The organism is Phytoactinopolyspora limicola (genome assembly GCF_011320225.1).
Classification (GTDB): Bacteria; Actinomycetota; Actinomycetes; order Jiangellales; family Jiangellaceae; genus Phytoactinopolyspora; species Phytoactinopolyspora limicola.
Genome location: NZ_JAAOEN010000013.1, coordinates 80157 through 99163, shown reverse-complemented (window position 1 = coordinate 99163; position 19007 = coordinate 80157). Strand labels below are relative to the sequence as shown.

General features: G+C 67.9%; 18 protein-coding genes. 7 read left to right on the top strand and 11 right to left on the bottom strand.

Annotation, left to right across the window (positions count from 1 at the left end; all coding sequences use genetic code 11):
* Positions 1-123 precede the first annotated feature (123 nt).
* The gene (locus G8760_RS23220) at positions 124-2244 is read right to left on the bottom strand and encodes an MMPL family transporter (protein WP_166355219.1); all 2121 of its coding nucleotides are present in this window, start codon (positions 2242-2244) and stop codon (positions 124-126) included.
* An 18-nt stretch (positions 2245-2262) separates the two neighbouring features.
* Here G8760_RS23220 and G8760_RS23215 point away from each other — a divergent pair, with 18 nt between their 5' ends.
* Positions 2263-2493, top strand: coding sequence for a hypothetical protein (locus G8760_RS23215; protein WP_207782642.1), 231 nt, complete (start codon positions 2263-2265; stop codon positions 2491-2493).
* Between the two features lie 90 nt (positions 2494-2583).
* Here G8760_RS23215 and G8760_RS23210 read toward each other — a convergent pair whose 3' ends face one another.
* The gene (locus G8760_RS23210) at positions 2584-3873 is read right to left on the bottom strand and encodes a coiled-coil domain-containing protein (RefSeq protein WP_166355217.1); all 1290 of its coding nucleotides are present in this window, start codon (positions 3871-3873) and stop codon (positions 2584-2586) included.
* Between the two features lie 270 nt (positions 3874-4143).
* Between G8760_RS23210 and mce the strand changes: the two genes are divergently transcribed.
* The 6 genes from mce (at position 4144) to G8760_RS23180 (ending at position 8383) form a co-directional block, all read left to right on the top strand.
* The gene (mce, locus tag G8760_RS23205) at positions 4144-4590 is read left to right on the top strand and encodes a methylmalonyl-CoA epimerase (protein WP_166355216.1); all 447 of its coding nucleotides are present in this window, start codon (positions 4144-4146) and stop codon (positions 4588-4590) included.
* Positions 4591-4706: 116 nt separating this feature from the next.
* Complete coding sequence (locus G8760_RS23200; RefSeq protein WP_166355215.1) at positions 4707-5882, top strand: acetyl-CoA C-acetyltransferase; 1176 nt, start codon at positions 4707-4709, stop codon at positions 5880-5882.
* Entirely contained in the window at positions 5879-6826 is a 948-nt protein-coding gene (gene meaB / locus G8760_RS23195) for a methylmalonyl Co-A mutase-associated GTPase MeaB (RefSeq protein WP_166355214.1), read from the top strand. Before G8760_RS23200 ends, meaB begins: the two co-directional genes overlap by 4 nt.
* A gap of 183 nt (positions 6827-7009) precedes the next feature.
* Positions 7010-7162 (top strand): hypothetical protein, encoded by a 153-nt coding sequence (locus G8760_RS23190; RefSeq protein WP_166355213.1) that lies wholly within the window; start codon positions 7010-7012, stop codon positions 7160-7162.
* An 8-nt stretch (positions 7163-7170) separates the two neighbouring features.
* Positions 7171-7857 carry a PH domain-containing protein gene (locus G8760_RS23185; protein WP_166355212.1) on the top strand — a complete coding sequence of 229 codons (687 nt, stop codon included), beginning with the start codon at positions 7171-7173 and terminating at the stop codon, positions 7855-7857.
* Between the two features lie 10 nt (positions 7858-7867).
* Positions 7868-8383, top strand: coding sequence for a MarR family winged helix-turn-helix transcriptional regulator (locus tag G8760_RS23180; protein WP_166355211.1), 516 nt, complete (start codon positions 7868-7870; stop codon positions 8381-8383).
* 93 nt (positions 8384-8476) lie between these two features.
* Here the strand turns inward: G8760_RS23180 and G8760_RS30640 are convergent, their stop codons facing one another.
* From G8760_RS30640 to G8760_RS23135, 9 genes are read right to left on the bottom strand one after another with little or no spacing between them, the layout of a single operon-like run.
* Positions 8477-9124: a TetR/AcrR family transcriptional regulator gene (locus G8760_RS30640; protein ID WP_166355210.1), complete on the bottom strand. Its 648-nt coding sequence runs from the start codon at positions 9122-9124 to the stop codon at positions 8477-8479.
* Entirely contained in the window at positions 9121-10488 is a 1368-nt protein-coding gene (locus G8760_RS23170) for an aspartate aminotransferase family protein (protein ID WP_166355209.1), read from the bottom strand. The genes G8760_RS30640 and G8760_RS23170 overlap by 4 nt, the downstream gene beginning before the upstream one ends.
* A 15-nt stretch (positions 10489-10503) precedes the next feature.
* Positions 10504-11928: an aminobutyraldehyde dehydrogenase gene (locus G8760_RS23165; RefSeq protein WP_166355208.1), complete on the bottom strand. Its 1425-nt coding sequence runs from the start codon at positions 11926-11928 to the stop codon at positions 10504-10506.
* Between the two features lie 4 nt (positions 11929-11932).
* Complete coding sequence (locus tag G8760_RS23160) at positions 11933-13579, bottom strand: amidohydrolase (RefSeq protein ID WP_166355207.1); 1647 nt, start codon at positions 13577-13579, stop codon at positions 11933-11935.
* Positions 13566-14552 (bottom strand): ABC transporter ATP-binding protein, encoded by a 987-nt coding sequence (locus G8760_RS23155; protein ID WP_166355206.1) that lies wholly within the window; start codon positions 14550-14552, stop codon positions 13566-13568. The genes G8760_RS23160 and G8760_RS23155 overlap by 14 nt, the downstream gene beginning before the upstream one ends.
* Positions 14549-15529: an ABC transporter ATP-binding protein gene (locus G8760_RS23150; protein WP_166355205.1), complete on the bottom strand. Its 981-nt coding sequence runs from the start codon at positions 15527-15529 to the stop codon at positions 14549-14551. Before G8760_RS23150 ends, G8760_RS23155 begins: the two co-directional genes overlap by 4 nt.
* A complete protein-coding gene (locus G8760_RS23145) occupies positions 15526-16419 on the bottom strand; it encodes an ABC transporter permease (protein ID WP_166355204.1) in 894 nt (297 codons plus the stop codon). The genes G8760_RS23150 and G8760_RS23145 overlap by 4 nt, the downstream gene beginning before the upstream one ends.
* Positions 16416-17363, bottom strand: coding sequence for an ABC transporter permease (locus G8760_RS23140; RefSeq protein WP_166355203.1), 948 nt, complete (start codon positions 17361-17363; stop codon positions 16416-16418). The genes G8760_RS23145 and G8760_RS23140 overlap by 4 nt, the downstream gene beginning before the upstream one ends.
* Complete coding sequence (locus G8760_RS23135; RefSeq protein WP_166355202.1) at positions 17360-18922, bottom strand: ABC transporter substrate-binding protein; 1563 nt, start codon at positions 18920-18922, stop codon at positions 17360-17362. Before G8760_RS23135 ends, G8760_RS23140 begins: the two co-directional genes overlap by 4 nt.
* Positions 18923-19007 lie beyond the last annotated feature (85 nt).

Here is a 19007-nt window from a genome sequence, read left to right as displayed (position 1 = left end):
CGTCAACCCCCCAGGTGGCGACGGCGTCAGGTCGGCGCTCCGCATAGCCGCGGGCGTCCACCGCTGCCGCCACGTCGGGATGCGGCGATCAGGGAGATGAGGGGCGACGGGGGACGAGGACGATTAGTGTCGTAGCGCCAGACGTTCCTGCACGCGCCGCAGGGGGCCGGGGGCCCACCAGTTCGCCGTTCCCATGAGCTTCAACAGCGACGGCACCAGCAGCATCCGGATAACCGTGGCATCCAGGGCCAATGCGAAGATCATCCCGATGCCGATGAACCGCATCATCTGGATCCCGGACAGCGCGAACGCCCCGGTGACGACGATGAGCAGGAGGGCGGCCGCGGTGATCACCCGGCCGGAACGGACCAAGCCGGCCCGGATGGCCGTCTCGGTATCGGCTCCGTTCGCCCGGGCCTCGACGATCCGGGAGAGCAGGAAGACCTCGTAGTCGGTAGACAGGCCGAAGATCACCGCGCCCATCAGGACGACCACCCCGATCTCCATCGGCTGGGGTGTCACCTGAAGCAGGCCGGTGCCGTGGCCGTCGACGAATATCCAGGTGAGCACCCCGAACGTGGCGGTCAGACTCACCGCGGCCATCACCGCCGCCTTGATGGGGAGGACCACCGATCCGAAGGCCAGGAACAGCAGCACTAAGGTGGCGCCCACCAGGATGGCGCCCATCAGCGGCAACTGGTCGGTGATCGCGTCGAGGCTGTCCATGTCGATGGCGGTGGCGCCGCCCACGAGCAGCTCGACACCGTCGGGTGGATCCAGGTCGCGGATGGTGCGGACGGCCTGCCGGGCGGCGGCCCCGGCCGCGTCTCCGTCGTACCTCGCCTCGAGAACGGTGACCGACGCCTGGGGCGGGCTCGTGACATCGACCGCCTGGACGTCGGGTACGGCTTGGACGTCGGCGACGGCGGCCGCGACCACGGCGTCGTCGAGTGGGTGGTGGTCATCGGCATGCAGTACTACTTGGATGTTGTCGCCACCGACCGCCGGGAAGTCCGTGGTCAGGTTCTCGATGGCCACCCGGGCCGGATCGCCTTCCGGCAGCACACGTTCGTCGGGTGAGCCGAACGTCGTGTTCAGGAAGGGAGAGATGAGCAGGACGAGTACCGCGAGGATGGGCACCGATACCAGCACCGGGCGCCGCATCACCCCGGTGGCCAGCCGGTTCCAGAACCGGCTGCGGTCTCGACGCCGCCGCCGCAGGAACGGGACCTGCCAGGCGTCGATCCGGTGGCCCATCACCGCCAACGCGGCCGGAAGTGCGATGAGGGCTACTAAAGCGGCTAGGGTCACCGCCGTCATGCCGCCGTAGGCGAGGGAGTTCAGGAACGTCTGTGGGAACAACAGCAACGTGGAGAGCGCGACGACCAACAGCAGGGCGGAGAACGCGACGGTACGGCCAGCGGTAGCCACCGTGGTTCGTACGGCGTCGGCCACGGCGGCGCCGCCGTGGCGTTCCTCCCGGAACCGGCTGACGATGAATAGGCCGTAGTCGATGGCCATTCCCAGGCCGAGCAGCCCGGCCACGTTCACGGCGAACTCGTTGACGTCCGTCACTGTGGCGATCAGGCGCAGCACGCCGAGGGCCATGGAGACCGTCAGGACACCGATCAACACCGGCAACGACGCGGCGGCGACACCGCCGAAGATCACCACCAGCAGCACCATCACGATGGGTAACGCGATGCCCTCCGCCCGGAACAGGTCGTGTTTGGCCTGGTCGGATATGGCGGCCTCGACCGGAGCGGTGCCGGTCAGGGTGGTCTGCACGCCGTCGACGTACAGGGCGTCTTGGACGTCGCCGAGCAGCGCCTGTTTCGCGGCGCTGTCCTCCCCGGCCAGGGTGATCAGCGCCAGCGCGCTGCCGCCGTCGGCGCTGATCAGGAACGGCGCTTCGGTCTCCCAGTAGGTGGTGACGCCGGCGACGGCGTGGCGGGGTAGTTCCTCCAGCGCCGAGCCGACCGCGGCGGCCATGGCGTCGGTGTCGGCGCGCTCGCCGTCGGGGGCGGTGTAGACGGCGACGATGTCCGCCGCGGCGGTAGCCGGGTCGGACTGGAGGGTGCGCAGCGCCAAGACAGCTTCGCTGCCGGGGTCCTCATAGCCGCCTTGACTCACGGAATCGAACACCCCGACGCCGTACGTACCGCCAACCACGGCTAGCAGAACCATGATCGCTAAGGCGGCTCGTCGACGGCGGGCGACCAAAGATCCCCACCGCGCGAACATATGAGAGACGATAGCGGGGTGCACGAGGCGATCGAATCGTGGCCTGACGGCGACTGGGTGGTCCGGCGGATCACCGGTAGTTCATCCACCAAGCCGTACCGCTGCCCGGGATGTGACCAACTCATCCGGCCGGCCACCCCACACGTCGTGGCGTGGCCGACCGAGAGTCGGTCGTTCACCGGTACCGGCGTCGACGAGCGGCGCCATTGGCACACCGGCTGCTGGCGGTCCCGGGACCGTCGACGCTGACCCCCTCACCCTCCCATGATCATGAACACTTTGCCGGGCGATAGCCCGGCAAAGTGTTCATGATCATGGGGACGGTAAGGGGGCGGTGAGCTACTTGTCGTCGTCGACGACCTCGGCATCGACGACGTTCTCGCCGCCGACTGCCGACGCCTCCAGGCCGGGTGCCGAACCGACCCCACCCAGCAGGCTACGCAGCTGGTTCAGGTGCGAGCTGATGCCGTCACGCTGGCGGGTCAACTCGGCGACCTCACGCTTGGCTGCCGTGATGCTCTGGTGCGCCTCGGACTTGGCCTCGGACAGCTGCTTCTCCGCCGCCTGCTTGGCGTCGGCGATGAGGTTGTCGGCGTTGCGGCGGGCGCTGGCCAGCAGGGCCTTGGCCTGCTCATCGGCGTCGCGGCGCACCTTCTCGGCCCGCTCCTGCGCGGACTTGGCGCGGGACTCGGCGTCTCCGGCGCGGGACTCGGCGTCGGCCACCATCTTCTGGGTCTCGGCCACGGCGTTCTCGTGCCGCTCGCTGATCTCACGCTCCAACTGCTCGCGTTTGGCGACCAGCGTGAGCTCGAGGTCGGTGAGCTCTTTGTCGGCCCGGGCCCGCGCGTCGTCCAGCCGCGCCTGCGCCTCGGCCTTCATCTCGTCGACCTCTTGCTGCGTGGTGCGGCGCAGCTCCTCGACGTCACGCTTGGTGTTGCTCCGCAGCTCCTCGGCCTCGCGTTTGGCGGTGGCCCGCAGCTCGGCGACCTCACGTTCGCCAGCGGCCCGGAGCCGGTTGAGCTCGCGCTCGGCGTTGGCCTTGCGTTCGCTGACCTCGTGTTCCACCGAGGAACGGATCTTGGCGGCTTCCCGCTTGGCGCTCTCGACGAGCTCCTCGGCCTCGCGGTTCGCCGCCGAACGCTGCTCCTCGGCCTCCACCCGGGCGTCGTCGACGAGTTCTTCGGCCGTGCGACGGGCGTTGACCCGCAGCTCAGAGGCTTCGCTCTCGGCTGTCGCGCGCATCTCGCTGGCCTCGGCCTGCGCTTCGGCACGCATCTCGGATGCCTCGGTGTCGGCTTGAGCGACGAGTTCGCTCGCCTGCTCCTCGGCCAGGCGGAGCAACTGCTCGATGCGTGCACCCAGCCCGGAGTACGACGGTCGCTCGACCTCGCGGAGCTCGGTGCTGGCCTCGGCAAGCTCCTGGCGCAACCGGACGACCTGCTTGTCGAGGTCGGATGTCCGGCCGCGCACTTGTGCCAAGGTCGCCTCGAGCTGCCGCACGTGCTGCTCGACCTGGATTTTGTCGTAACCGCGCATCTGGATGGTGAATCCACCGGTGGGTGAGCTGTCGAAGATGGACAAGCCGTCCGAACCCGTCTCGGTGATGGATGCTTCTTGTACCTCGCTCATGGTCTCCCTCGTCGGGGGTGCGACCCGGACGGGGCCGCACTTGTCTCGGTCCTAAAAGTAGATCAGTATCCCGTTGATCGAATGAAGTGTGATCGACGTGTCATGATCTCACTCGAGCTGCCTCCGGGAACCCCCGTCGCTAGTCGCCTCGCCGCCCAGACAACAGTACTCGCCTACGGTAGTGGTCCAGGGCGGTGCTCACCACCCCTGAAGGGGCAGAAGTGTAAATATCTACCCCTGCCGTGGGGTGTGCTGGTGAGGATGGTGAAGATGGTGTCCATGTCCGTTTTCTCGTCGATCGATCATGTAGGTATCGCCGTCGCCGACCTCGATCACTCGGTTGAGTGGTACCGGGACACATTCGGCATGGAACTGGTGCATACCGAAGTGAACGAGGAGCAGGGGGTACGGGAGGCCATGCTGCGGGTCTCCGGTGACGACGCCGGACCCCAGATCCAGCTGCTGGCGCCCCTTCGGCCGGATTCGCCGATCGCGAAGTTCCTCGACCGGTCCGGGCCCGGCATCCAGCAGCTCGCCTACCGGGTGGACGACATCGTCATCGCCGCACGACAGTTGCGCGAGCGCGGCCTCCGGCTGCTCTATGACGAGCCGAAGCGGGGCACCGGTGGGTCCCTGGTCAACTTCGTCCACCCGAAGGACGCCGGGGGTGTCCTGGTGGAGCTGGTGCAGCCGGTGCAGCCGGTAGTGGAGCAGTAGCGCAGGCGGGCCGCCGGCCCGGGCCAGGTGGCGCGCGGCGCAGGTGCCGGCACCTCGGACAGTGTCATGTGTAACAGACATCTCAGACCCGGCGTTTTGGGCGTTACCCTGATCGCATGGCGGTCATAGTTGGCGGCGCGCGGACGCCGATCGGGAAGTTCCTGGGTTCGCTGTCTGGTCTGACGGCGACTGATCTTGGCGGGATAGCCATCAAGGCGGCACTCGAAAGATCCGGTGTGCGGCCCGGCGACGTGCAGTACGTGATCATGGGGCAGGTGCTCACCGCTGGATGCGGCCAGATGCCGGCGCGGCAGGCGGCGGTCAAAGCGGGTGTGCCGATGTCGGTGCCGGCTCTGAACATCAACAAGGTCTGTTTGTCTGGCGTCGACGCCATTGCGCTGGCCAGCCAGCTGATCCGGGCCGGCGAGTTCGATGTCGTCGTCGCCGGGGGCATGGAGTCGATGAGCAACGCCCCGCATCTGTTGCCGGATGGGCGTCGTGGCGTCAAGTACGGATCGGCCACACTTCTCGACCACCTGGCTTTCGACGGACTACATGATGCTTTCACCGACCAGGCCATGGGCGCGCTGACCGAGGCGTGCAACAACGACGGCCTCCGCCTGAGCCGGGAGGAGCAGGACGAGTTCGCCGCCCGTTCGCACCAGCGCGCCGCCCAGGCCTGGAAGGACGGCCGATTCGACGACGAGGTCGTACCGGTCGAGATTCCGCAGCGCAAGGGTGACCCGGTGGTGTTCGGCCACGATGAAGGCGTCCGGGGCGACACCACGGCCGAGGCACTGGCCCGGCTGCGGCCGTCGTTCGTGGGCGACGGCACCATCACCGCCGGTTCGGCGTCGCAGATCTCCGACGGTGCCTGTGCGGTGGTGGTCATGAGCGAGGCCAAGGCCGCCGAGCTCGGACTGGAACCGCTGGCCACCATCGGCGCTCACGGTGTTGTCGCCGGGCCCGACTCCACGTTGCAGAGCCAGCCGGCCGCGGCGATCCGGGCCGCCTGCGCCCGGGAAGGCATCGACCCCACGGCACTCGATCTGGTGGAGATCAACGAAGCGTTCTCCGTTGTTGGTATCGCTTCCACCCGGGAGCTGGGCATCGACCCAGACATCGTCAACGTCAACGGCGGCGCCATCGCGCTGGGCCACCCGATCGGCATGTCCGGTGCTCGGCTGGTGCTGCATCTGGTCTATGAACTGCGCCGACGTGGTGGCGGTACCGGCGTGGCGGCGTTGTGTGGTGGCGGCGGCCAGGGCGACGCGCTGGTGTTGCGCGCGTGAGCGACATCGATCTGCTGGTCAAGCGGTCCCGCGGCGGTGACCCGCGAGCCGTGGCCCGGCTCATCTCGCTCGTCGAGAACGATTCTCCAGAGTTGCCGGACGTGATGGCCGCGCTGGTTGCGCATGCCGGCACCGCGGCGGTGGTGGGTATCACCGGCTCGCCCGGGGTCGGAAAGTCCACCATGACCTCCGCACTGGTGTCGGCGTACCGGGCCGAGCGGAAGCGTGTTGGGGTGCTCGCGGTCGACCCGTCGTCGCCATTCACCGGTGGGGCCCTGCTGGGTGATCGCGTTCGGATGCAAGAACACGCCATGGATCGCGAGGTGTATATCCGGTCCATGGCGACCCGGGGCCACCTGGGTGGACTGGCCGCGGCCACCCCGCAGGCGGTCCGGGTGCTGGACGCCGCCGGCTGCGAGGTGATCTTGATCGAGACGGTGGGTGTCGGACAGTCGGAGATCGAGATCGCCGCACTCGCCGACACCACCATCGTGCTGTTGGCTCCGGGGATGGGCGACGGCATCCAAGCGGCGAAGGCCGGCATCCTCGAGGTGGGCGACGTATTCGGCGTCAACAAGGCCGACCACGACGGCGCCGAGCACGTCGTACGTGACCTCAAGGCGATGACCCGGATGGTCGAGCGAGCCGCCGGCGACTGGCGCCAACCGATCGTCTCCACCGTCGCATCCGCGGGCCGGGGGATCGACGAGATGATGGAAGCCATCACCAAACACCGGGAATGGCTGACCGATAGCGGCGAGTTGGGGCGGCGGCGCCGTCGGCGGGTCCGGGATGAGATCGAGGCGCTGGCGCTGACGACCCTGCGGCAGCGATTCTCCGATCTGCACGGCGACGACCGGCTCGACACGCTGGCCGACCGGGTTCTACTCGGTGAGCTCAACCCGTACTCTGCTGCGGAGGAGATCGTGGCGACTGTGTCATGATCGATGGTGTGTCGTTCTACGGCGTGGCATTCGGACACAGCTGGGTGTCGTGCGGTAAAACACCAAGATGGCGGTCTTATGACCATGAGGCCGTGTGGTCCAAGGCAGTGATCTCCAAAGTGAAGATCTCCAAGGCAAAGATCTCAAGGCAATGATCGAGGCCCGGCAGAAAGGAGGGCGGCAGTGAAGAAGGCGCTGATCATCCTGTTGATCGCGTTCGTCGTGTACTTCCTCCTGTCCGCGCCCGAAGGAATGGCCGGTGTCATCAGCAGCATCGGCTCGTGGTTCGGTGACCTCTTCAACGCCATCATCACCTTCTTCACCGAGCTGTTCTGAGGCGTACCGTGCGTACGCCGAAGGACATGCTCGACGGCCTCACCGACCGGTTCGTGCGCTGGCTGGACCGGGTGGCCGAAGACGGGCTGATCCGGATGCTCTGGTGGCGGGTCAAATCGTGGTTCGGGCATCGTATGGTGGCCCGCAAGCTGGTGTCCGGCGAGCGGATCATCGTCGAGGTGTGCCACAGCGCCATCCTGTACGTCGTGCCCATTCTGGTGGGTGTCTTAGGTGTGGTGTTGGCCATCGTGTGGGTGCCGTTCGTGTCCACCAGCGTGGCGTGGTTCGGCATCGTCGTGTGCCTGGGGCTCGTCGGATACGGATTCGGGCGGTCGTTGTATATTGCCCGCGACCGGTTCGTCGTCACCGATTCGCGAGTTTTCCGAGTGTGGGGCCTGTTCTCGCTGCACGAGGCCGAGATGGAGATCGTCCGGTTGTTGGACATCACCGTCAACCGGCCGTGGTATCTGCGATTGTTCGGCTCCGGCCACTTGGTGCTGGAAAATGCCGCACAGCAACAGGGGCTCCGCGACATCAGTTATGTGCCTCACCCACACGGCCTGGCGCGGGTGATTCACAAACGGCGACGCGAGATGGCTGGAGCCGGGCCGAAACCACCCGAGAAGAAGAAGCCCAACCCCCGCCGACCCGACCACCCGGCCACCAACCGACCGGTGACGGCACGCCGGAGGTGAGGAGGGAACCGTGCCCGAGCCCCTGGACCTGAACTTCGACCCCATCGAGCGCGCCGGTTCGATCTGGCAGGAACGTTTCGGTCCGTCCGCGGCGATGGCCGCGGCCACGTCGATCATGCGAGTCCAGCAGCTCCTGCTCGGTGAGTTCGACCGGATCTGCCGGCCGTACGGGTTGACCTTCGCCCGGTACGAAGCGCTGGTCCTACTCGGCTTCAGCCGGACCGGCGCGTTGCCGATGGCCAAGATCGGCGAGCGGTTGATGGTGCACCCCACGAGCGTCACCAACACCATTCAACGGTTGGAGACCGCGGGTTTCGTCACCCGGGAGCCGAACCCCCGCGACGGCCGGGGCACGCTGGCCCGCATCACCGACTCCGGCCGTGATGCCGTGAAGAAGGTGACCTCGGAGCTCATGGAGGCCGACTTCGGGTTACGTGCGCTCGACGAGCCCGAGCGGGAGGCCGTCTTCCACCTGCTGCGCAAGGTTCGGGTCGGCGCCGGCGACTTCCGCCCGGACGATCACTGAGAGCCGGTTCAGCAACAGGCGCTCAGTCCGTCGGTTTCCCGCCCGGCACACCTACACCGTCGCCACCCTCGTCACCCCCATCACCGGCGACGATCACCGGAGTGGGACGGCGGTGGTGGCGTCGCGGACGAGTCTCTCGTGATCCTCGATGATCCGCGGTAGCTGGGCCTGGTCGGTCAGCAGCGCCCTCAGCACGAACTGCGCCACTACCGCCGGCTCACCCAGGCCCGGTAGCCCGAGTGCGGTCAACCGCAACCCCTGCAAGACCAACGCGTCGATGGCCTGGGTGACGAACTCGGCGTTGAACGGCACGAACTCGCCGGCTTCCACACCGGCCTCGACGATGCTGCGGATGGCCCCGAGCAACTCGGTGGTTTTAGCCGCCCACTGCTCGAACCCTGGTTCGTCGAGCAACCCGGTGAGATACAACCCGCGCAGGTCCAGCGAGCTGGCGGCGCCCCGTTCCACCTCGTGCAAGACGTAGTTGTACAACCGCGCCGCCGGTGACCCGGCGCTGGACAGCAGGCGGCGGGCCTGCGCCAGCGACGGCTCGAGATCGGCGGCGATCACCGTTTCGGCGATCGCCTGCTTGGAGCGGAAATGATGGAACAGCGACGGTTGACGGATGCCGACCGCCGCCGCGATGTCCCTGGTGGAAGTGCCGTGGTACCCCTTGGCCGCGAACAGCCGGGACGCCTCGGCCAGGATGCGCTCGCGCGTCGAGGCTGGCTGCGCGTTCACGTCTGAAGGGTATCTCGTGTGGTCACCGGGACATGCTGGGGAGCTTCCCCGAGAACCCGGTCGATGATGTCGACGATCTCAGCCAGCACCACCCGGTCGGCGGTCAGCGGTGGCGACAGCTGGATGACCGGTTCGTCGCGGTCGTCGGCCCGGCAGATGAGGCCCAGTTCCAGCAGTCGGCGGTTGAGGAAACCACGGAGTAGGCGCTCGGCCTCGGCGTCGTCGAACATCACCTTGTTGGTGCGGTCCTTGACGAGTTCCAACGCCCAGAAGTAGCCGGCACCGCGCACGTCGCCGACGATGGGATGGCGGTTCATCAGGTCGCGCAACCGCTGCCCGAACCACTCCTCGTTGGCACGGACGTTGGCCAGCACGTCGAGTTCGTCGAACAGGTGCAGGCTGGTGAGCGCCACGGCGCAGGCCACGGGATGTCCACCCCAGGTCGACCCGTGGGTGAACATACTCGTCGTCGCCGAACGGAACGCGGCGGCGATCCGGTCGTTGAAGCCGACACCACCCAGCGGGAGGTAGGCCGAGGCCACCCCCTTGGCGAAGGTGATGATGTCGGGCACTACCCCGTAACGTTCCGAGCCGGTCCAGTGGCCGAGCCGGCCGAACCCGGTGATCACCTCGTCGCAGACGAGCAGTACCCCGTGCCGGTCGCAGATGTCGCGGAGCCGGGTGAGGTAGTCGGGTTCGGGCACGAAACACCCACCGGCATTCTGCACGGGTTCCACGATGACCGCGCTGACGTTGCGTGGACCGGCCTCGAGAATGATGTCTTCGACGGCCTGCGCGGGGTCGTCATGTTGCGGGCGGTAGCCGTTGGTATTCGGCGCGTACCGGTGCACCGGCCGCAGCGGCTCGAACGGGGCCCGCAGCGCCGGGATGCCGGTCACCCCGAGCGCACCCAGGGTGGTGCCGTGGTAGGCGAAGTTCCGGCTGATCACCACCTTCCGGTCCGGTTCGCCGTTGAGGGCGTGATACTGCTGAGCGAGCTTCACGGCCGACTCGACGGCCTCGGAGCCGGAGTTGACGAAGAAGAAGTGGTCGACGTCCCCGGGGAACCGTTCGGCCAGCGCGGCGGCGAGATCCAGCGCCGGCTGGTGGGCGTAGGTCCAGTTGGTGGCGAACGGCAGCTTGTCCATCTGGGCGCGCGCCGCCTCGCCGAACTCCTTGTGCCCGTAGCCGAGCTGGGCACAGAACAGGGCGGAGAGACCGTCGATGTAGCGTTTGCCGGACTGATCCCAGACGTAGCACCCCTCCGCGCGGTCGATGGTGAGCACGCTCGGGTCGTCACCCAGCCAGTCGGCGGTTTTGGTGAAATGCAGCCACAGGTGGCCGTCGGTGACACTCGTCTTCATGAATGGTCCTTCTTCCTAAGCGTTGGTGGCGGACATGACGTGTTTGACGCGGGTGTATCCCTCCAACGCATAGATCGACAGATCTTTACCGTGCCCGGAATGTTTGAAGCCACCGTGGGGCATCTCGGCGGCGCTCGTGAGATGGGTGTTGATCCACACGATGCCGAAGTCGAGACTGTTCGTGAGGCGCAGTGCCCGCTGATGGTCGCGGGTCCAGACGCTGGCGGCCAGGCCGTAGGGGACCCCGTTGGCGCACCGGACGGCATCCTCCTCGCCATCCACCCGTTGCACGGTGACCACCGGCCCGAAGATCTCGGTCTGGCTCATCTCGTCGTCCTGGTGTAGTCCGGCGACGACGGTTGGCTCGAAGAAGTAGCCGGCCCGGTCTACGGGCCGCCCGCCGGCCACCACCTCGGCGTGCCGAGGGGCACGGTCGAGGAAACCACCAACCCGCTCGAGCTGCGCGGCGTTGTTCAACGGACCGACGTCGGCTGCCTCGTCCGGAGCACCGACGCGTACGGCTTTGGCCCGAGTAGCCAGGGCCGCGACGAGGTCGTCGTAGATCGCCGGCTGAGCGAGCACCCGGCACGCGGCCGTACAGTCCTGGCCGGCGTTGAAGAACGCGGCGTCGACGATGGCAGCCGCGGTTTCGTCGACGTCGACATCGTCGAAGACGAGCAGCGGTGCCTTGCCACCGAGCTCGAGATGGGTGATCTTCAGGTCTGCCGCGACCGCCGCGGCGACCTCACGACCGGCTCGCACCGAGCCGGTCACCGACACCATCGCGGGCACCGCGTGGGTCACCAGCGCCCGGCCGGTGTCGCGGTCGCCGCACACCACGTTGATCACGCCGGGTGGCAGGAACTCGTTCATCAGCTCAGCCATCCGTACGGTGCTCACCGGTGTGGTGTCGGACGGTTTCAGGACGACGGTGTTGCCGGCCGCCAGCGCGGGGGCCCACTTCCAGACGGCCATCATCATCGGATAGTTCCACGGGGTGACTTGTGCGCAGACACCAATGGGCTCTCGTCGGACGAACGAGGTGTGGCCGGCTACGTATTCACCAGCGGCGCGGCCGTCGAGCATGCGGGCAGCGCCGGCGAAGAACCGGATCTGGTCGACGATCATTGGCAGTTCGGTCTCCGTGGTTACCTGGACCGGCTTGCCGGTGTTCTCACTTTCCAGCCGGACCAGCTCGGCGCCGTGAGCCTCGACGGCGTCGGCTATCCGCAGCAAGGCGCGGCTACGTTCGGCGGGGGTACGGTCCCGCCACGGTGGGAACGCCGCCTCGGCCGCCCGGCAGGCGGCATCCACGTCGGCTGGGCCGGACCGAGGAGCGGTACCGAAGACGGCGCCGTTCGACGGATTGAGCAGCTCCATCGTGCTGGCGTTGGCGGCGCCACGCAGTTCGCCGTCGATCAGGTTCTGAACAGTGCGCATGTCGTCATTCCTCCGTGATCGATCCGGCGTCGTGGATGATGTCGCCGCCGCGGACCGTCAGCAGGACACCCGTCTGGTGGATCAGGTGCGGCGGTAGGGCGAACAGGTCGCGGTCCAGGACCACCAGGTCGGCCAGTTTGCCGGGCCGCAAAGAGCCGAGGCGCTCCTCCTCGCCGAGCTGATGTGCGGCCGCGATGGTCATCGCGTTGATCGCGGTGCCCAGCGGTAGGCACTCGGACTCTGGCGGAAGCGGCGGCGCCTCCGGGCGGCCCACGGGGCGGCGGGTGACAGCGCTCTCGATCTGGACGAGCGGCTCGTAGGTCGAGACGTACGAGGTGGCCGGGAAATCGGCTCCGAGCGTCACCGTCACGCCCATCTCGGTGGCTGTACGCAATGGAAATTGCCGGTCCGCGCGCTCACCCAGGCGGCGGACCATCACCTCGTGGAATGGGTCGGACTCGATCCACTGCCCGGACGTCTGGTACACGGTATTCAAGCGCCGGAACCGGGGTAGGTCCTCCGGGGCGACGACGTGGGCGTGGCAGATCACGTGCCGGATGCCGGACGGTCCGTTGCTGGCACGGGCGGCCGCGATCGCGTCGAGCGCCACCCGGACCGCCCGGTCGCCTAGCGCGTGGAAATGGCACTGGAAGCCGGCGCGGTCGGTGGCGACGGCGAGCTCGACGACGTGCCGCTCGTCCAGAGCTAGAGGCCCTGTGTCGTCGGGTCGGTCGGTATAAGGCTCCAGGTAGGCCGATGTGTGTCCTTCGGTGACACCGTCGACGAAGATCTTCATGGTCCGCACCTGTACGTGGCCGGAGTTGAACCGCCGCGCAAGCGTGCCCAACGCGGCGACCGGGTCGCCGGCGTCCCGGTTGGCGACGTGTGAGCCGAAGATCCGTTGCGGCAACGCGCCGGCTTTGTCCAACTCGGTGAGCATCGTGTAGCCGGCGGTTTCGTCCAGCTCGAAGACACCGGCGTCGAAGACGGTGGTCAGCCCGGCGGCGGAGTAGCGCGCGGTGAAAGCGGCGACGTCCCGGCGAGCCTGGTCGACGGTGGCCGGGACGAGCCGGTGGAGGAGGTCGTGGGCGGCGTCCTCGGTGACCCATCCGGTGAGTTCGCCGTCGGGATCGCGGATGTACTCGGCGTATCCGGGCTGCGGGTCGGGGGTGTCGCGGGTGATGCCGGCGTGGTGCAACGCCGCCGAGTTCGCCCAGACGGAGTGGGCGTTGATCTCCATCAGGACAGCCGGGCGGTGCCCGTAGACGTCGTCGAGTAGCCGGTGGTGAGGTCCGTTGGGGAACAGGTGGCTGCGCCACCCGAAGCCGCGGACGATGGGGGCATCGGTGGTCGCCGCGTCCGCGTGCAGCATAGCCACCAGCTCGTCGACCGTCTCGGCGGTGTTCACGGCGATGCCGCCGGCGATCTGCGGCCCATCGACGTAGTGGGAGTGAGTGTCGATGAACCCGGGCAAGGCCATGGCGCCGTCGAGGTCGAACACCCGGGTCCGTGGTCCGACGTGGTCGGCCGCGTCATCGTCGACGACGTCGGTGATCACGCCATCACGCACGGCGATGCCGCGAGCCCACGGGCGGCCAGGCTCGGCGGTGTAGACCACGCCGTGCCGCAACACCAGGTCAGCGTCGTTCATGGGTATCCCTCCAGGCCAGGTGGCATGCGGTGCGGTCGGTGGCGGACGGCCCAGTGAGAACGGGCTCGGTCTCGCGGCAGTGGTCGATGGCGTGTATGCAGCGGGGATGGAACCGGCAACCGGACGGCAGAGCGACTGGGCTGGGCGGTTCCCCGGGCAGGGAGGGCTCGTCGCCCAGGCGACGATCTAGGCGTGGCGCCGCGTCCAGCAGCGCCTGTGTGTACGGGTGCTGCGGGTCGGTGAACAGCGACTCGGCCGGACGGTCTTCGACCACGGCGCCTAGGTACATCACCATGACCCGGTCGGCGACATGCCGGACGGCGGCGAGATCGTGTGAGATGAAGATCAAGGTGAGCCCGAGCCGGGCGCGCAGTTCGGCGAACAGGTTGAGCACCGACGCCTGAACGGACGCGTCGAGGGCGGCCACGGCTTCGTCGGCCACCAGGACCTCCGGTTCCAGGGCCAGGGCCCGGGCGATGCCGATCCGCTGGCGTTGCCCCCCGGAAAGGTCGCGTGGGTACGCCGCCGCGATCCGCCCTGGGAGCTGGACCAACTCCAGGAGTTCCGCGACCCTGGCCCGGACCTGGTCGCCGCGGGCGAGGTCGTGTACATGGAGCAACTCGGCCAGCATGGTCGCCACGGTCATCGTGGGGTTCAGCGACGAGCTGGGATCCTGGAACACCATTTGGATCCGCCGCCGGTCGCCACGCGTGCGCCGCCGTGGTAGGACCTGGCCACCGAGCCGGATCCGCCCCGCAGTGGGAGCCTGCAGGCCGACGAGGCATCGGGCCAGGGTGGATTTCCCGCAGCCCGACTCCCCGACGACGGCCACCGACTCGCCGGGTGGCACGGTGAAGCTCAACCCGTCGACGGCGGTGAGGACCTCGCTGGTGCGGCCGAGCAGACGAGCCACCATGGCCGAGCGTAGCGGGAATCGGACGACCAGGTCGTCGACGGCGAGTTCGCTGGTCATGCGGTTCTCACCTCCAGGTCGGCGTGGTGGATGCAGGCTGAACCGTGCTCGGCGGCCACGGGCTGAATCTCGTACGGGGCGTGTGCGCAGTCGTCGCGGGCGAGTGGGCAGCGTGGCCGGAAGCGGCAGCCGGCGGGGAAGGCACGTGCGTCGGGTGGTTGGCCGCTGATCCCCGCCAGCTGTTCGCCGCGCTGGTCGACGCTGGGGGCGGCCCGCAGCAGGGCGGCCGTGTAGGGGTGACGTGGGTGGGTCAACACGTCGCGGGTATATCCGGTCTCGACGAACCGGCCCGCGTACATCACCGCGATCCGGTCGCATAGCTGGGCGATCACCGGCAGGTCATGGCTGACGAAGATCATCCCGGTGCCGTGTTCGTCGGCCAGCCAGCGCAGCAGCCGCAGAATCTGGTGCTGGACGGTGACGTCGAGGGCGGTGGTCGGTTCGTCGCACAGCAGTACCCGTGGCTGAGCGGCCAGTGCCGCAGCGATCATCACGCGTTGCCGTAGTCCGCCGGACAGCTGGTGTGGCCAGGCTTTGGCCCGCCGTTCGGCGTCTGGTACCCCCACCTGCCGGAGCAACTCGACGGCCCGGTGCCGGCTCGCCCGACGGCTGAGCCGGCCATGCAGCCGGGCGGCGAGGGCGACCAGGTCGCCGGCCCGCATGGTCGGGTTGAGGGCCGTCATCGGCTCCTGGAAGACCATGCCGACGCCGGCGCCGCGTACCTGGTGGGACTGGTACGGGGCGAGTTCACCATCGCCGGAGGCCAGTTGGAGGGTCCCGGTGGCGGTCAACCCGGGTGGGAGCAGCCCGAGGATCGCCTTCAGCGTGAGGCTCTTCCCCGAGCCGGATTCCCCGGCGATGCCGAGGATCTCGCCCTGGCCGACGTGTAGCGACACTCCGTCCACCGGATAGGAGGGACCGTCCGGGGAGGCGGCGGTGACTCGAAGGTCGTGGACGCGCAGTGCGGTGGTGGTCATCGGCGCCACCGATCGTCGACACCGTCGCCGAGCAGGGACAGTCCGAGGCCGATACCGACGATCGCCACCCCGGGGGCGGCGGCCAGCCACCACTGGTCCCGCAGATAGGGCTGCCCTTCGGCGATCATGCTGCCCCATTCAGGGGTAGGTGGTGGCACGCCGAGGCCGAGGAAGGAGAACGCGGCGACGGCGAGGATGGCGAACAACACGTCGGAGGTGAAGTAGATGACCGATTGGTGGATGGTGTTGGGGATGACGTGGCGCAGCAGGATCCGGTGGTGGGGGATACCCGCGGCGCGGGCGGCCTGGACGTAGTCGAGCGACCGCACCCGCAGGATCGCGTCGCGGATGATCCGGGCGTAGATGACCCACGCGATAGCGGTGAACGCGATGAGGATGGTCCTGATACCCGGGCCTAAGGCGAACACGAGCGCGATGATGAGGATATAGACCGGGAACCCCTGGACGAGGTCGGTGATCCGCATGATCACGACGTCCGCCCAGCCACCGAGATACCCGGCCAGCGCACCCAGGAGGGTGCCGACGACGAGCGGGAAGAACGCTCCGAGGAAACCCACCATGAGGTCGACCCGGATGCCGTGTACCAGTCGGCTGAACACGTCCCGGCCCAGCTCATCGGTGCCGAGCAGGTGGTTGGTCCCGGGGTCGGCCAGGCGGTTGGCGACATCCTGCGCCATCGGGTCGGCGGGTGCGAGCACCGGGGCCAGCAGGGCGGCTACGGCGTAACCTCCGACGATGACGGCGCCGATCCAGAACTTCCGTGGCATGTGTGGCCGGCGCCGGGCGGGTTGGGGGAGCGTGGCGTCGGGGAGAACCGCCGCGGGCAGCGCCGCGGCCGAGGGAGGTGGGGGAGAGGGTGTGCTGGTCATCCGCGGATCTCCACTCGTGGGTCGAGGACGGCGTTGACGACGTCGGCCAGCAGATAGACAAGAACGACGGTGAGGGCGAAGACCAGGGTGTAACCCTGCACGGCGGGCAGATCTCGTTGTACGGCGGCCATCACCATGCCTTGCCCGAGACCTGGGAGCCCGAAGGTGGTCTCCAGCACCACCATGGTGAACAGCAGGAAGCTGGTCTGGACCGCGGCCAGCGTGACCATACTCGACGCCGCGTTGCGTAGGACGAACCGGCGCACCAGCAGGAAGCCGGACGCGCCGAGCGCTCGGCCGGCGGCGACGTAGTCGGACCCCAGGCAGCGGATGATGCTGGCCCGTAGGCTGCGGATCTGGATCGGCGCCATCGCGATGCCCAGTGTGACGGCGGGCAGCACGATGGCGTTGAGCCGCTGCCCGAACGTGTCGCCGAAGCCACCCACCGGGAACCACCCGGTAGGCAACGCCACCAGCAGGATCAGCATCAGTCCGACCCAGAAGCTGGGCATCGCTATGCCGAGTAGGCTCACGCCCCGGGTGATGTGATCGCCGGCCCGGTCGCGCTGGATGGCTGCCCAGACACCGAGCGGGATGGTGATCATCAAGGACACGACCAGTCCGGAGATCACCAACCAGCCGCTGACCGGGAGACGCGCGGCGACCATGTCGGCGACCGGCTGCCGGGACTTGTACGAGAACCCCAGATCACCTTGGACAACTCCGCCGAGGTAACGGGCGTACTGGCTGAACACGGAGTCGTCGAGACCGAGCTGATCCCGCACCTGCGCGACGTCGGCCTCGCTAGCGCGCAGCCCGACGATCTGCCGGGCCGGGTCTCCAGGGGTGATCTGTAGCAGCAGGAACACCAACAGCACCACACCCAGCAGGAGCGGGACGGCGAGGATCAGGCGTTTGCCGACGAACAGGAACCGGCCACTCATCGCGCCACGCGCAGCTCGTCCAGCCAGTACATCCCCCACGGTGCCATCTCGAAGCCGTCGACGTGTGGTTTGACCGCGCCGGTGATCTGGTAGTTGGCCAGCGGCAGGAACGGCACCTGGTCGTGGATCTCGTCCTGAACTGACCGGATGAGTGTTTGCTGGGTGGCTTCGTCAGTGGTCTGGGTGTACTGCTGGTAGACCTCGCCGAGGGTGGTGGTGTCGTATCCGGTGAAGAGGTAGTCGGTGACCAGGTAGAACCCGATCGGATCGATGACGTCCGGGGAGATGGCCGACATCTGCCAGACCGCGATGTCGTAGTCCAGGCCGTGGAGGGCTTCGATGAACGCCGCCGTCTCGAGCCCGCGTAGCTCGGCGCCGATGCCGACCGCGGCGAGTGAGTCCTGCAGCACCGTCGCCACTAGGCGTTCGCTGCCGAGGCTGGAATCGTAGATGAGCACCAGGTCCGTCGCGGCGGCGGTCTCAGCCAGCAGGTCGGCCGCTAGGTCGGGGTCGTGCTCGTGCCAGGGGTGGCTCGACGGCACCCAGTTGCGGACGTTTTCCGGCAGGCCGCCCTGCGGGGCGCTGCCATACCCCTGGAGGAGCTCGGTGACCGCCCCGTAGTCGACGGCCGCGGCAACCGCACGGCGCACCTGCACGTCGTCGAAGGGTTCTCGGGTCACGTTGAGCCCGGCGTAGGTGAGGAAATGTTCTGGAGCCGGTATCAGCTCGTCCTCGGGGAACTGCTGCAAGGTGTCGATGGAGACGGCGTCGACGATGTCGGCGTCGCCGGCCTCGTACGACACGGCGCGTTGGCTGACGTCGTCGGTTTCGACGATCCGGATCCGGTCGAGGTAGGGACGCTCCGGTTGGTAATAGTGCTCGTTGCGGGTGAGGACGATCTCGCTGCCCGGCGTCCACGATTCGACGGCGAACGCCCCGGCTCCGATCGGGTCGGCGTAGAACTCGGCTGCGCTGCGACCGCCGAAGTCGTCGGGGATGATCGCCGCGCTCATCCAGGTCAGCATCACCGGGAGGGTGCTGTCCGGCGCGCCGAGCTCGAAGGTGACCGTGCGTTCGTCGACCTCCACGACGTTGGCGATGGAGCCGTAGATCTCGCCGTAGTTCGGTCCGTCGAGCCACTGCTCGACGGAGAACGCGACGTCGGCGGCGGTGACCGGGGTGCCGTCGGAGAAGGCGGCGTCGTCGTCGATGACGAAGGTGTAGGAGGGGCCCTCCGGATCGTAGTCCCAGGAAGCCGCGATGCCGGGCTCGACCTGTTGGCCGTCGGGATGGGCGCGTAGTAGGGGCTCCATCACGGAGTTGATGTTGTGGCTGGTGGCGATGCCGGTGGCCGCGTCGGGATGCCAGCCCTCGTGTTTCTCTCCGCGGTAGATCACCAGCTCGTTGGCCGATCCGCCGCCGGTGGCTCCGTCGGGGGCATCGGTGTTGGACCCCGCGCACCCGGCCATGATCGCGCCGATCACGATGACGCCGGCGGCGTGACGGGTGTGGCGGCAGATCTGTGCGCTGCGGGAACGGACGGGTACACACGAATCCATCGGTCTGCCCTCCTTCTCAGTGCAGAGGAACCTATCGATCGATAGGTCACCTGTCAAGGATGATCCCAGCACTGGTGCCCGGTTA